The following is a 13,372-nucleotide window of genomic DNA, read 5'->3' as shown; positions in this document are numbered from 1 at the left end:
GTGATCAGGTCGATCCGACCTGGAGCGGCCGCTTGCTGGTGTCGCCGGCGATCTCACGCACCAGCTTGGGCACCAGATAGCCGGACAGCCGTGCCATCAGCCCGGCGTGCAGGGCCAACGCCTGTTCGTCGCTGACTTCGAAGTGGGCGGCGCCCTGCACCTTGTCCAGCTGGTACAGGTAGTACGGCATCACCCCGGCAGCGAAACTGCGCTCGCTCAGCGCGGCCAGTGCGTCGAGGTCATCGTTGACCCCGCGCAGCAGCACGGCCTGGTTGAGCAGTTGCGCGCCGGTAGCGCGGATGCGCGCCAGTGCGGCATCCACCTGGGTATCGAATTCATTGGCGTGGTTGGCGTGCAGCACGAAGGCCACCGGCCAGGGCAGGTTGCGCAGCCATTGCACCAGTGCATCGTCCACGCGCTCGGGCAGCACCACCGGCAGGCGGCTGTGGATGCGCAGGCGTTTGATATGCGGGATTGCCGCCAGGGATTCGGTCAGCTCGGCCAGCTTGGAGGTGCTCAGCGACAGCGGGTCGCCACCTGAGAGGATGACCTCGTCGATGCCCGGGTCGGCCGCGATCACCGCCACGGCTTCCTGCCAGCCGCCCTTGGCCGCGTTCTCGCCGGCATAGTCGAAGTGGCGGCGGAAGCAGTAACGACAGTTGATCGCGCAGCTGCCGGTGGTCACCAGCAGGGCGCGGCCGCGGTACTTCTGGATCACACCGGTGGCCTTCTTGGCCGCGCCGTCGCCGACGGCGTCGAAGCTGAACCCGGGCACGACCTGCATCTCGTCGGTGATCGGCAATACCTGCCGCAGCAAGGGATCGGCCGGGTCACCATGGCGCATGCGGGCCACAAAGCCGCGCGGAACCCGCAGCGCGAACTGCGCCAGTGCATCGGTCGAGACACCAACCGCCCCGGCATCCAGTCCCAGCAGAGCCAACAGCTCGGCCGGATCGCGGATGGCCAGGCGCCAATGCGCCTGCCAGCGGTCGTCGGGCAGGGTCAGGATGGCTTTTTCTGGAGTGAGGGCGGGGGCTGCGGTTATCATTGGCGGTCAGAAAAACAGATGGCCCACCAGATGGCGGGCGTTCCATTCTAATCCGGCCGCCCGCACTACGCGGCGGTTTTGCCAATTCAGGAGTTCCAGCATGGCCAGTTACGGCATGAACGACGTAAAGAACGGGATGAAGATCCTGGTCAACAACCAACCGGCTGTCATCATCGACACCGAATACGTCAAGCCGGGCAAGGGCCAGGCCTTCACCCGCGTGAAGTACCGCCTGATCAAGGATGGCCGCACCCAGGAAGTGACCATGAAGTCGACCGATTCGCTGGATGCAGCGGACGTGGTCGATACCGACATGAACTTCATGTACAGCGACGGCGAGTACTGGCACTTCATGGACCCGGAATCCTTCGAGCAGGTGCAGGCCGACAAGGCCGGCATGAACGGCGCCGAGAAGTGGCTCAAGGGCGAAGAGTCCTGCGTGGTGACCCTGTGGAACGGCACCCCGATCGACGTGACCCCGCCGAACTTCGTCGAGCTTAAGATCGTCGAGACCGATCCGGGCGTGCGTGGTGACACCTCCGGCGGCGGCGGCAAGCCGGCCACGCTGGAATCGGGCGCCGTGGTCCGCGTCCCGCTGTTCGTCAACCAGGATGAAATCATCCGCGTTGATACCCGTTCGGGCGAATACTCGGCTCGCGTCAAGTAAGCCGATGAGCGAACCGGCCAGCGTCGAGCAGGCAGTTGGGGAACCGGTCCGAGAGGACCGGTTTCCATATGATCGAGTGGTTTTTTTCTGTGATGCGGTGTTCGCCATCGTCATCACCCTGCTGGCCATCGAGTTGCGGCTGCCAGGCAAGGAATTGATCGAACAGTTGGGTAGCGATGCCGCCAACAGCGAATTCGCCACGCTGTTCATCTCGTACTTCATCAGCTTCATCGTCACCGGCCTGTTCTGGACCGGGCACATGCTCAGCTGGAAACACGTCACCCGGGTCAATGGCCGGCTGGTGTGGCTGGCCTTGCTGCAGCTGTTCTTCGTGGTGCTGATGCCGTTCGCCACGCGCGAGTACTCGGCGGCGGTTTCCGAGCAGCAGCCGGACCGGTTCGTGTTCTATTCGCTGGTATTGACCGGCATATCGCTGTTCTCCTGGCTCACCCGCCGTCAGGTGGTGAAGCAGGAAGGGCTGTACGCCAAGCTCGGCCGTGCGCAGGCACGCTGGTTGCTGGCGCGGGGCCTGATTCCCTTTGTTGTTTTCGCCTGCACCATTCCGCTTGGCTTCGTGTTGCCGGCGGGGGTGGGGGTCTATGTGTTCGGGCTGATCCTCCCGTTCTCGTTCATTGCCAAGCGTTGGATTTTTGCCAAGGGTGACTGAGGCAGGGTGGCGCAAGGCACCGTAATGGCAGGAAGTAATGCAATGACTACAAGCCAGACCGCGCCCGAGGCGTGTGACCTTTTGATCGAAGCCGGTTACGTGGTGCCGGTGGAACCGCATGCGGTGGTGCTTGAGGACCACGCGGTGGCGATCAGCAACGGCGTGATCGTGGCAGTACTGCCGCGTGCCGAAGCCCGTGCGCGCTTCAGCGCCAGGCAGGTCGTATCGCGCCCGGAAGCGGCGCTGATCCCCGGCCTGGTCAATGCCCATACCCATAACCCGATGACGCTGCTGCGCGGCGTTGCCGACGATCTGCCGCTGATGACCTGGCTGCGCGAGCACATCTGGCCGGTGGAAGCGGCAGTGATCGGGCCGGAATTCGTTGCCGACGGCACCACTCTGGCCATCGCCGAGATGCTGCGCGGTGGCACCACCTGCGCCAACGAGAACTACTTCTTCGCCGACGTGCAGGCTGCTGTCTACAAGAAGCATGGCTTCCGCGCGCTGGTGGGCTCGGTGATCATCGACTTCCCCAGCGCCTGGGCCAAGACCGATGACGAGTACTTCGCCCGCGCCACCGAACTGCACGACACCTGGCGCGACGATGCGCTGATCGGCACCGCGTTCGCGCCGCATGCGCCGTATACGGTGAGCGATGCCAATTTCGAGCGGGTTCGGATGCTGTCCGATCAGCTCGACAGCCGCGTGCACCTGCACACGCATGAGACCGCGCAGGAAATCAGCGATTCCATCGCCCTGCACGGGCAGCGCCCGCTGGCGCGACTGGATCGCCTGGGCCTGGTCAACGAGCGCCTGATCGCCGTGCACATGACCCAGCTCACCGAGGCCGAGATCCACCTGTGCGGCGAGCGTGGCGTCAGCGTGGTGCATTGCCCGGAGTCCAACCTGAAGCTGGCCTCGGGTTTCTGCCCGGCCTGCGCGCTGGTCAAGGCCGGCGTCAATCTGGCGATCGGCACCGACGGCTGCGCCAGCAACAACGACCTGGACATGTTCAGCGAGAACCGCACCGCGGCCATCCTCGCCAAGGCCGTGGCCAACGACGCCACCGCCCTGGACGCGGCGACCACGCTGCGGGCGTCGACGCTGGGCGGCGCCCGCGCGCTGGGCTTCGGTGACCGCATCGGCTCGATCGAAGTCGGCAAGCAGGCCGATCTGGCCTGCGTGGACCTGTCCGCGCTGGAGACCCAGCCGCTGCACCATGTGCTGTCACAGCTGGTGTATGCCGCTGGCCGTCACCAGGTCAGCGACGTGTGGATCGCCGGCAAGCCCAAGCTGGTCCAGCGAGAGCTGGTCGACATGGACATTGCCGCGATCACCGCCAATGCGCGCCAGTGGCGCGACCGCATCCGTACCATCCGCGCCTGAGTGCGCACCCGGCCGCCCCAAGCGGCCGCAAGAGGAAACCGATATGAGCGCAGCTTCCACCTCCACCAATTTCGATCAGGCCGAACTGGACAAGTTCGCCGCGTTGGCAACCCGCTGGTGGGATGCGGACGGCCCGCAGAAGCCGCTGCATGCGCTCAACCCGGTGCGCCTGAAGTACGTGGCTGATCGCGCACCCCTGCGCGGCGCCAAGGTGCTGGATATCGGCTGCGGCGGTGGCCTGCTCAGCGAAGCGCTGGCCAAGGAAGGTGCGCAGGTGACTGCCATCGATCTGGCCCCGGAGCTGGTCAAGGTCGCGCGTCTGCACGGTCTGGAATCCGGCGTCAGCGTCGATTACCGGGTACAGGCAGCGGAAGACCTGGCCGCTGAGCAGCCGGGCAGCTTCGACGTGGTGACCTGCATGGAAATGCTGGAGCACGTGCCGGATCCAGGCGCCATCATCGCTGCCTGTCATCGTCTGCTTCGTCCGGGCGGCAAGCTGTTCCTGTCCACCATCAACCGTACTCCGGCGGCGTTCGCGGTGGCCATTGTCGGCGCCGAGTACATCGCCCGATTGCTGCCCAAGGGTACGCACCACTACCAGGAATTCATCAAGCCGGCCGAGCTGGGTGCATGGCTGCGTGCCGCTGATTTCTCGCTGCAGGACGTCAGTGGCATGGCCTACGAACCCTGGCGCAACCGTGCCCGCTTGAGCAGCCGCACCGACATCAACTACCTGGCCTACGCGGTCAAGCCGGAACAGGCATGAGTGCGGGCAGGTTCCCGGCCGCGGTGTTGTTCGACCTGGACGGCACCTTGCTGGACAGCGCGCCGGACTTCGTCGTCACCGCCAACCGCATGCTGCAGGCGCGCGGCATGGGCGAGGTGACGCTGGAGCAGCTGCGCCCGGCGGTGTCCAAGGGCGCGCGGGCGATGCTGGCGGTTGCCTTCCCGCACATGGCCGATGCTGAACGGCACGCGCTGGTGCCGGAGTTCCTTGAGATCTACGAAGCGCTGATCGGCCAGTACGCGACGCTGTTCGATGGCGTTGAGACCATGCTGCAGGCGCTGGAAAACGCCGGCACCGCCTGGGGCATCGTCACCAACAAGCCGGAGTACCTGGCGCGCCTGATCCTGCCGCAGCTGGGCTGGGAACAGCGTTGTGCGGTGCTGATCGGCGGCGACACACTGGCTGAGCGCAAGCCGCATCCGTTGCCGCTTGAGGTGGCCGCGCAGCGGATCAATACCGCGGCCAGTGCCTGTGTCTATGTCGGCGATGACGAGCGCGACATCATCGCCGCGCGCGCTGCCGGCATGCCGTCGGTGGCCGTGTTGTGGGGTTACCGTCCCGAAGGCGATGACCCGTCGACGTGGCAGGCCGACAGCATTTGTGAGCTACCGCAGGAACTTTGGCAGCCAGCCGCATGGCCAGCTACCCAACCGGCTTCGGCCTGATTCAACAACGAGGTTTGATGTGAGCAGTGCGCTGGACAGCTTCCTGGACAAGTGGCGTGAGCGTTGGCCCGAATGGGCCTTCGTGGAGCGCTTTGTCGACGAGGCCGATCGTGAGCGCAGCGTGGCCTGGTTCGCGCTGCTGCAGGAATTCGACGACATCTTGAACGCCAGCGGCGATACCACGCCGCAGGACGCCAAGCTGGCCTGGTGGGGCGAGGAGCTGCGCAGCTGGGAGCTGCAGCGCTCGCGGCACCCCTTGGGTCGCGTGCTGGAGCCGGTGCGTGCACCGTGGGCACAGTTGGCGGATGCCTTGCCGAGCTTGATCGATGCGCGTGATCGCGTGGCCGATAGTGCCCAGGCGCGCAAGGTGTTGGCGCAGTACGCGACTGCGGCTGCGGCGGTGGAGGCGGCGATGTTTGGCAGCAAGCCTTCACCGGCGGCTGCCGAGGCGCTGACCACACAGATGCTGGCGCTGCGGGTGCAGGAAAATGCCGCGGCGGTGCCGCAGGCCTTCAGCAATGAGATGGAATGGGACAAGGCCTTGCAGGCAGCCTGGCCGTCGCGCGTGGCCGGTCCGCGCCCGCGCCGTGTCTATGCGGTGTTGGCGCGTGGGCGCCAGCAGGCGCGCATCCGTGGCGGTGAGTACCAGCCGAGCCCTGCGGGTTTGCTGTGGCGCAGTTGGCGGGCTGCGCGGGGCTGAGGCGGCAGGGCGGAGTTTGCCGGAGTCGCTCCCTTCTCCCGTTTACGGGAGAAGGTGCCCGCAGGGCGGATGAGGGCAGCTTTGCGCTGTTGATCCATCAGCTTCGCGGCTTACGCCGCTCCCACAAGCAATGTTGGGAATGCCCTGTAGAGCCGAGCCATGCTCGGCTGAGGCCCTACCGGTAAGGCCTCTGCCGAGCATGGCTCGGCACTACAGGTGAAGCGCTTGCCGAGCATGGCTCGGCACTACAGTTGCTTGGCGTTATTTGCCGCGTTCCAGCACCAGCAGTGGGTCGATGCGGGTGTCGAACCAGTTCATGCCCCAATGCAGGTGCGGGCCGGTTGCGCGGCCGGTTGCGCCAACTGCGGCGATGTTCTGCCCCTGCTCGATCCTGTCGCCGACCTTCACGTCGATTCGCGACAGATGCAGGAAGTTGGAACTGATGCCGAAACCGTGATCCAGCACCAGGGTGCCGCCGGTCAGGTATAGATCCGGGCCCGCGAACGTCACGATTCCAGCCGCCGGTGCCTTCACCGGTGTACCGGTGGGTACCGCGATATCCATGCCGGAATGACCGCTGCCAGGCTGTCCGTTGTAGACGCGGGCGTTGCCGAAGCGGCCGCTGATGCGCCCTTGCACCGGCCAGATGAAGGTCTGGGTGAAGTCGGTGCGGTTGTCGTCGCGCTTGCGCGATTCCGTCACCTGCGCCTGCTCGCGGGCAATCCGTTCGGCGATTGCCGGCGGCGGATTCACGGTCTTTGGCGGTACGCCGTTGACCCTCTCCACCGGCCAGTCGCGCGCAGTCACCGCAATCGAAACAGTCTCGCTGCCGCCATCCGGGCGCTGCACCTGTACCTGCAGCGGGCCCTTCTCATCGCGGCCAATGCCGAATACCACGCTGCCATAGCCACTGACCCGAAGCTCGCGGCCCGCATAGCGGACCGTGCTTCCGGCCGGCACCTTGCCGATCACCATTGCGCCCTGCGAGGCGCTGGCCGGGAACACCACACGGTTGTCGAGCAGGTTGCCGATGCCATCCTGGGCCTGCGCGGGCAGGGCGGTAAGCAGGGGCGCTGCCAGCAGCAGCGCGCCCATCATCAGGAACGAACGCATCAACGGTCGTAGGTCATGCGCTGGCCGGCCGGTGCGCCCACCAGCTTGCTGCCGTCCCATACCTGCTGGCCATTGACCCAGGTGGAGGCGATACGCGAGCGGAAGGTTGTGCCCTCGAACGGCGACCAGCCGCACTTGGACAGCACGTCTTCGCGCTTGACCGTGAACGGCACGTCCTCGACCAGTACCAGGTCAGCGAAGTAGCCCTCGCGCAGGAAGCCGCGCTCTTCGACGTCGAACAGCTGGGCCGGGGCATGGGCGAACTTCTGCACCACCTGTTCGCGGGTCAGCTTGCCTTCGTGCACGCGCTCCAGTGCGGCGACCAGCGCGTACTGCACCAGCGGCAGGCCGGACGGTGCCTGGGCATAGGGCTTCTGCTTCTCTTCCCAGGTGTGCGGGGCGTGGTCGGTAGCCAGCACGTCTAGCACGTCATCGGCCAGCGCGGCAGTGATGGCCTCGCGGTCGGACACCTCCTTGATCGCCGGGTTGCACTTGATCAGGTTGCCCTTGGTCGCATAGTCCGGGCGTGCGAAATGCAGGAAGTGCACGCAGGTTTCGGCGGTGATCTGCTTGCGGCTGCCGTCGGCGCGGATCAGCGGGCCTTTCTCGAACAGCGCCAGCTCGTCGGCGGTGGAGATATGCAGCACGTGCAGGCGGGTGCCGTGCTTCTTCGCCAGCGACATCGCCAAGCGGGTGGACTTGATGCAGGCCTCGCGCGAGCGGATATCCGGGTGCATGTCCGGGGTCAGCGCGTCACCGTATTTTTCCTGGAACGCCTTCATGTTGGCGTCGATCATCGGCGTGTCTTCGCAGTGCGTGATGATCGGGGTCGGGCATTCGCGGAAGATCGCGTCCAGGGTCTCCGGGTTGTCGACCAGCATGTTGCCGGTCGAGGCGCCCATAAACACCTTCACGCCCGGTGCCTTCTTCGGGTCGAGTACGCGGATCGCTTCCAGATTGTCGTTGCTGGCACCGTGGTAGAAGCCGTAATTGGCCCAGGCGCGGCCCTTGGCCAGCTCGTACTTGGCTTCGAGGATGGTCGAATCCAGGGTCGGCGGGTTGGTGTTGGGCATGTCCATGAAGCTGGTCAGGCCGCCGGCCACCGCGGCAGCCGACTCGCTGGCGATGTCGCCCTTGTGGGTCAGGCCGGGTTCGCGGAAGTGGACCTGGTCATCGATCATCCCCGGCAGCAGCCAACGGCCGGCCGCGTCCACCACCTGCTCGCCGTCGCGCGGGGTCAGGCCGCTGCCGATCTGCGCGATACGGTCGTTCTCGATGCGCAGGTCGCCGTCGAAGGTACGGCCTTCGTTGACCATGCGGGCGTTACGGATGAGCGTGGAGGACATGTCAGTGTTTTCCTGTGCAGCGGCAAGAGGGGGAGTCGGCGCGCTCGGGGACCGGATCCAGTCCGCCCGGGTGGAACGGATGGCAGCGCCCCAGCCGGAGCAGGGTAAGCCAACACCCCCGTAGCGGACCGTGTATACGGATCGCGTCCATGGAGTATTCCGAGCAGCTGGGATAGAAACGGCAGCGCGGCCCTAGCAGGGGGCTGATGAAGCGCTTGTAGGAGCGCAGTACGGCAATTAGGAGTCGGCCGATCACGGTTGAATGATAAGCCACTTGGCAAGCGAGCAGGATTTGTCGCAGGATGCGGGATGGCGCCGGTAAAGACTACGTGCTTTCCGCTGCCAGCCAGGGGCGATGGCGCGCCTGGTTACGTTCCGAACTGCGCGAAACGGTCCGGTGACGCCACCGGACCTGTACTGCACGGGTCGGGCATCCGTTCACATACGGTGTCCGGCGCGGTTGCTGCTGCTGGTCGGGTAGGCTATAAAGGCCCGCTTTCCCGGGCCCCGGGGGAAACAAGGAAGAGCGTTTCGTGGCTGCTAAAAAACCTGCAAAAAAGGCCGTCAAGGTCGCCAAGAAAACCGCCAAACCTGTAGTCAAGAAGGCGGTGTCGAAGCCGGTTGCAAGCAAGCCGGTCGCCAAGGCTGCAAAGCCGGCCGCGAAGAAAGCACCCGCCAGCAAGGCGGTTGCGAAGAAAACGCCGGTCAAGCCAGCAGCTCCTGCCAGCAAGCCCGTGGCCAAGAAGGCTGCGGTTAAGACGGTAGTCGCTAAAAAGGCGGCCCCTGTCGCCAAGAAGGCCGCGGTCAAGAAGGTGACCAAGCCGGTTGCCGCGCCAGTTGCCAAGAAAGCAGCTGCGCCGGTTGCCAAGGCCACCAAGCCAGTAGTCAAGAAGGTGGCCGAACCAGTGGCTGCCAAAACGCCCAAGACGCCTGTTAAACCCGTGGTCAAGTCCGTACCGAAGCCAGCTGCAAAGCCGGCGGCGGCCAAGTCTGTCTCGGTCGAAGTCGCCAAGACGGCCCCAGCTCCGGCACCTGCGCCGGTTGCTGCCAAGCCGGCTCCAGCGGCCAAGGCCCCGCAATCCAAGAATCCCGTGCCTGTTTCGAAATCCAACGTCAAAACTCCCGTCAAATCCACCGCTCCTGTCGCCGTTCGTCCGGTCGGCAAAGTGGCAGTCGCTGTAACCGCTCGTTCGACCGCTCCGGCGCCGCGCAGCAAGTACAAGGTTGTCGAATACAACATCGACGAGGCCACTGGCCGTCCGATCCTGCCGGCCGGCTACAAGCCGAGCGCCGACGAGGAGTACATGAGCACGCTGCAGCAGGAGTACTTCCGCCAGCGCCTGCTCAACTGGCGTGCGGACCTGGTCGAGGAATCGAAGCAGACCATCGAGAACCTGCGTGAGGAAGTGCGTGACATCGGCGATGAAGCCGAGCGTGCAACCCGCGAAACGGAGAATTCGCTGGAACTGCGTACCCGCGACCGCTACCGCAAGCTGATCGGCAAGATCGACAGCACGCTGAAGCGTCTGGAAGCCGGTGACTACGGTTTCTGCGTGGATACCGGCGAAGACATTGGCCTGGATCGCCTGGAAGCCCGCCTCACCGCCGAGCGCACGATCGATGCGCAGGAGCGTTGGGAGCACCTGCAGAAGCAGCAGGGCGACTGAGGCCTGCCGCATTGTTGGGCAAGAACCCCGCTTCGGCGGGGTTTTTTATTGGCCGATCCTTCAGATCGCCTGATCAAACGAGGGTGGCTTGGCGCTCCTCCCAGCGTTGGGGGTGCGTTGGCGCTGGCGGCGCAGCCCGCCGAAGTCAGGACCGGGCCGGCTTCCCTGCAGGCATCCAGTTCGAGCGAGAGGTGGCTGATGTGCTCCACCGGTCTGCTTCATTGAGACCGTCAGAACGGCATTGAGGGCATCTATGATGGAGCAACTCCTGGCCAGGGCACGGACAGATGGCAGCACACTCAATTGAGCCTTCGCTCGGTTCCAGTACAAAGGGCGGAACTCCATCAGGCGGCAGCCCGCTCAGCCTCCTGAGCAGGCACCAGCGGTTACTGCTCTACGTTGGTGGACTGGTGACGTCGTTGGTATTGATTGCCGTCACCGTGGTGATGGTGCAATCGCAGGTGAAGGACTATGTCGCCGGTCGCCATACCGAGTATGTGCTGCGCAGGACAACACTGCGGGCGATGTTTGCCGTACGTGAAGCGGCACTGCGCATCGGTGTGCGGCAGGAGGAGTACGTGTGGTCAATGCGGCAGGAGCCGGATCCCCTGCTGATGAAGCGCTTCGCCGATGCCAACGGACGCATGGTCCTGCAGCGTAACAGCAGCCTCCCGACTGCACTTGTCATAGGCGACATCACCCGTGACTACCCAGCTGAGCGTTTCGGTCCCTACCTGCGGATGGCGGACGATGTGAGCTACCAGTCAGGGACGTATTCCCAGGAACTGGCAGCGGCGGGTTACCTCTTCAGTCCCGACCGGCGCTTCGTCGTCCTTGGGCCGCTACCTGACGGGGCGGCTGCGCAGCAGATGATGGGGACAAGCGCTGCCTCCCTGCTTGATCGCATCGTGCCTGACCTTGGGGATCTGGGCGACCCGGCGGTACGCGCTCGCCTGCTCGATGCGAAGGTTCCCTTGTGGTTGCCACCTGAAGCGGATCCATTGAGTGGCATTTCCTCCATACGACTGGTGCAGGGGGCCGCATCTGAGGGCAAACTCTTCGCGGTGTTCGTGGCGTCCTATCCGACCCAGATGCTGGAGCCGCTGCTGGCCGGCGGGGACCCGAACGAGGCATCCCTCATTGTTGGCCCGACAGGCGGGCTTCTGCTTGGTTCGGCAAGAAAGGGCACTACCGCCGACGTGCTGCGTGTTGCCAGCGACGTGCCGCGGGACGAGTTGCGGAGGCTGAGCTATCGCGACGGTTACTTCATCGTAAGTGATGAGATATCCAATTCGGGTTGGAGGTTGTTGCACGCCTTCTCCTGGCGCACTGTCATGGCTGCATTGTGGCCTCGCCTGGTCAGCTACATCGGTGCGGTGCTGTTGATGATCGGCTTCGTATGGACGGTGCTGTTGCTCATTGACCGGAAGGTATTCAAGCCGGGCTTCGCGCGCTCGCAGCGGATCATCGAGAGTGAAGATCTCAATCGAACGATCGTTACCACCGCGCCCTTTGGTTTGGCGTTGCTTTCCGTCGCCAGTGGCCAGGTCATGTTGCAGAACGCCACGATGCTGGATTATGCCGAAGCGGCGCGACGGGGCGATCTGCCCTTGCATGCACGCTTTCTCGCTCTTTTCAGCAGCGACACGGGTGGAGCCCATGGCGAACGTGAGTTCGAACTCGCCTTGGAGGATGGTTCCAGCTGCGATTTACTGGTCAGCAGCGTGCGTACGAAGTATCTGGGGATGGATGTCCTTTTGTGCAACTTTAAGGACATCACCCTGCGCAAGAAGACCCAGCACGAGTTGGAGCAAGCCCGCAAACTGGCCGAGGATGCCAATCATGCGAAGTCGGCATTTCTGGCCACGATGAGCCATGAGATACGGACGCCGCTCAATACCATTCTTGGGAATCTCGAGTTGCTTGAGCGCACGCCTCTTTCGGAAGATCAGCTGCAGCAGCTGCGAACCGTGGCGTCCTCATCGTCGACCTTGCTTGGCGTGATCAATGACATCCTGGACTTCTCGAAGGTCGAGTCCGGCCAGATGAGCATCGAGGCGATCAGCTTCGACTTGAAGGCGCTTGCCCAGCAGGCGGTTGAGTTCTTCGTGCCGTCTGCGCGCGCAAAGGGACTGCAGCTGGACCTGAGCATTGATGATTCACTTGCGGCGGCGTACATCGGTGACCCTACGCGCATCCGGCAGATCATCTATAACCTGCTCGGCAATGCCATCAAGTTCACGGAACAAGGTGACGTGTTGCTGGAAGTCTATCTGCGGGATGAGCACCTGGCTGATCCTGAAGTTGTCATCGGTGTAAGTGATACGGGCATAGGCATGACTCCGGAGCAGCAGAAGTTGCTGTTCCAGACCTTCAGTCAGGCGGATTCAACCATCACCCGTCGTTATGGTGGCAGCGGCCTTGGTTTGGCACTATGCCGTCGTCTGGCCGACCTGATGAGCGGGACGATCAGCGTGCACAGCGAGGCCGGCGCCGGCAGCACTTTCCTGGTTACCTTGCCTCTGCCGGTGAGTGAAGACGCTCCTGTGCAGCTCGACGCTAGTGCCGAAGCCAAGCCCTCCGAGGCCATGGCATCCTCGGGCCTGCGGATGTTGGTCGTTGATGACCATCCAGCCAACCGGCAGCTGATACGTCTCCAATTGCAGACCTTGGGCCATGGGTCGGATCAGGCCGAAGATGGTCACGAGGCGCTCGTGCTGCTCGCTGAAAATGAGTACGACCTGGTGATGACGGACCTCAACATACCAGGCATGGATGGCTATACATTGGCGCGCAAGCTGCGGGAACAGGGTGTTGGAATCCCGATAATTGCCATCACCGCGCATGTGTCCGAGCGCGATCGCCAGCGCTGCAAGGACATCGGAATCGATGAAGTGGCGACCAAGCCTATTCTGCTGGACGCGCTGGACAAGATGGTTCGGCGACGCCTGGGTGTCGGACAGTCATCATCAGCGCACCGCAAGGAGGGAGGCTTGATGGAAGGTCCCCTGCCTGTGGAAGTGCATCAGGCACTGCTCGGTTCGTTGGACGATTCACTGCGCAAGTTGCACGACGAATTGGCGGTTCTTGATGCGGACGCGGCCATGACCGATGTCGGCCGTGCGCGAACAGGTGCGGAGCTGCATTCGATCCGTGGCGCATTCGCAATGATTCATGCGAGGGAAATCGCTGATGACTGCGGGCATCTTGAGAGACTCCTGGGTGAAGGGGATTTCAGTTCACTCGCTGCCGGAATCGAAGCGCTGGATGCCAGTTCCCATGCCGTGCTCAAGCAACGCTCGCCTTCATCATGAGCGGAGGAGCTG

Annotated in this window: 12 protein-coding genes; 8 read left to right on the top strand and 4 right to left on the bottom strand. The window is 63.9% G+C overall.

The genetic code is table 11. The features are described from left to right. Positions 1–4: 4 nt before the first annotated feature. A complete protein-coding gene (gene epmB, locus Q5Z11_RS12945; protein WP_303746796.1) occupies positions 5–1,048 on the bottom strand; it encodes an EF-P beta-lysylation protein EpmB in 1,044 nt (347 codons plus the stop codon). Positions 1,049–1,148: 100 nt separating this feature from the next. Between epmB and efp the strand changes: the two genes are divergently transcribed. From efp to Q5Z11_RS12915, 6 genes are all read left to right on the top strand, one after another. Then, positions 1,149–1,715, top strand: a complete 567-nt coding sequence (gene efp / locus Q5Z11_RS12940; protein WP_282266739.1) for an elongation factor P — start codon at positions 1,149–1,151, stop codon at positions 1,713–1,715. Positions 1,716–1,791: 76 nt separating this feature from the next. Continuing rightward, positions 1,792–2,382 carry a TMEM175 family protein gene (locus Q5Z11_RS12935; RefSeq protein WP_303746795.1) on the top strand — a complete coding sequence of 197 codons (591 nt, stop codon included), beginning with the start codon at positions 1,792–1,794 and terminating at the stop codon, positions 2,380–2,382. 42 nt (positions 2,383–2,424) lie between these two features. Next, a complete protein-coding gene (locus Q5Z11_RS12930; RefSeq protein ID WP_303746794.1) occupies positions 2,425–3,768 on the top strand; it encodes a TRZ/ATZ family hydrolase in 1,344 nt (447 codons plus the stop codon). A gap of 43 nt (positions 3,769–3,811) precedes the next feature. Next, complete coding sequence (gene ubiG, locus Q5Z11_RS12925; RefSeq protein ID WP_303746793.1) at positions 3,812–4,534, top strand: bifunctional 2-polyprenyl-6-hydroxyphenol methylase/3-demethylubiquinol 3-O-methyltransferase UbiG; 723 nt, start codon at positions 3,812–3,814, stop codon at positions 4,532–4,534. Beyond that, complete coding sequence (locus tag Q5Z11_RS12920; protein WP_303746792.1) at positions 4,531–5,220, top strand: phosphoglycolate phosphatase; 690 nt, start codon at positions 4,531–4,533, stop codon at positions 5,218–5,220. The genes ubiG and Q5Z11_RS12920 overlap by 4 nt, the downstream gene beginning before the upstream one ends. 19 nt (positions 5,221–5,239) lie before the next feature. Further along, positions 5,240–5,920, top strand: coding sequence for an isoprenoid biosynthesis enzyme family protein (locus tag Q5Z11_RS12915; protein ID WP_303746791.1), 681 nt, complete (start codon positions 5,240–5,242; stop codon positions 5,918–5,920). A gap of 261 nt (positions 5,921–6,181) precedes the next feature. On the opposite strand, the gene Q5Z11_RS12910 is transcribed toward Q5Z11_RS12915, so the two are convergent. The 3 genes from Q5Z11_RS12910 to yidD are packed head-to-tail and all read right to left on the bottom strand — an operon-like array spanning position 6,182 to position 8,653. Continuing rightward, positions 6,182–7,033 carry a M23 family metallopeptidase gene (locus Q5Z11_RS12910; RefSeq protein ID WP_303746790.1) on the bottom strand — a complete coding sequence of 284 codons (852 nt, stop codon included), beginning with the start codon at positions 7,031–7,033 and terminating at the stop codon, positions 6,182–6,184. Beyond that, positions 7,033–8,379, bottom strand: coding sequence for a dihydroorotase (locus Q5Z11_RS12905; protein ID WP_303746789.1), 1,347 nt, complete (start codon positions 8,377–8,379; stop codon positions 7,033–7,035). The genes Q5Z11_RS12910 and Q5Z11_RS12905 overlap by 1 nt, the downstream gene beginning before the upstream one ends. Position 8,380: 1 nt before the next feature. After that, complete coding sequence (yidD, locus tag Q5Z11_RS12900) at positions 8,381–8,653, bottom strand: membrane protein insertion efficiency factor YidD (RefSeq protein WP_303746788.1); 273 nt, start codon at positions 8,651–8,653, stop codon at positions 8,381–8,383. 259 nt (positions 8,654–8,912) lie between these two features. On the opposite strand from yidD, the gene dksA reads away from it, so the two are divergent. Together dksA and Q5Z11_RS12890 are read left to right on the top strand one after the other, a co-directional pair. Continuing rightward, a complete protein-coding gene (gene dksA, locus Q5Z11_RS12895) occupies positions 8,913–10,046 on the top strand; it encodes an RNA polymerase-binding protein DksA (RefSeq protein WP_303746787.1) in 1,134 nt (377 codons plus the stop codon). A gap of 410 nt (positions 10,047–10,456) precedes the next feature. Beyond that, positions 10,457–13,360, top strand: coding sequence for an ATP-binding protein (locus Q5Z11_RS12890; protein WP_303746786.1), 2,904 nt, complete (start codon positions 10,457–10,459; stop codon positions 13,358–13,360). Positions 13,361–13,372: the final 12 nt, after the last annotated feature.

The organism is Stenotrophomonas sp. 610A2 (assembly GCF_030549615.1).
GTDB lineage: Bacteria > Pseudomonadota > Gammaproteobacteria > Xanthomonadales > Xanthomonadaceae > Stenotrophomonas > Stenotrophomonas pigmentata.
Note: the sequence above shows the minus strand (reverse complement) of the source record. Positions and strands in the feature narration are given on the sequence as shown.

Coding starts and splice junctions, on each gene's coding strand:
- efp (WP_282266739.1), top strand. CDS start 1,149: ATGGCCAGTTACGGCATGAACGACGTAAAGAACGGGATGAAGATCCTG.
- ubiG (WP_303746793.1), top strand. CDS start 3,812: ATGAGCGCAGCTTCCACCTCCACCAATTTCGATCAGGCCGAACTGGAC.
- epmB (WP_303746796.1), bottom strand. CDS start 1,048: ATGATAACCGCAGCCCCCGCCCTCACTCCAGAAAAAGCCATCCTGACC.
- Q5Z11_RS12920 (WP_303746792.1), top strand. CDS start 4,531: ATGAGTGCGGGCAGGTTCCCGGCCGCGGTGTTGTTCGACCTGGACGGC.
- Q5Z11_RS12910 (WP_303746790.1), bottom strand. CDS start 7,033: ATGCGTTCGTTCCTGATGATGGGCGCGCTGCTGCTGGCAGCGCCCCTG.
- Q5Z11_RS12905 (WP_303746789.1), bottom strand. CDS start 8,379: ATGTCCTCCACGCTCATCCGTAACGCCCGCATGGTCAACGAAGGCCGT.
- Q5Z11_RS12930 (WP_303746794.1), top strand. CDS start 2,425: ATGACTACAAGCCAGACCGCGCCCGAGGCGTGTGACCTTTTGATCGAA.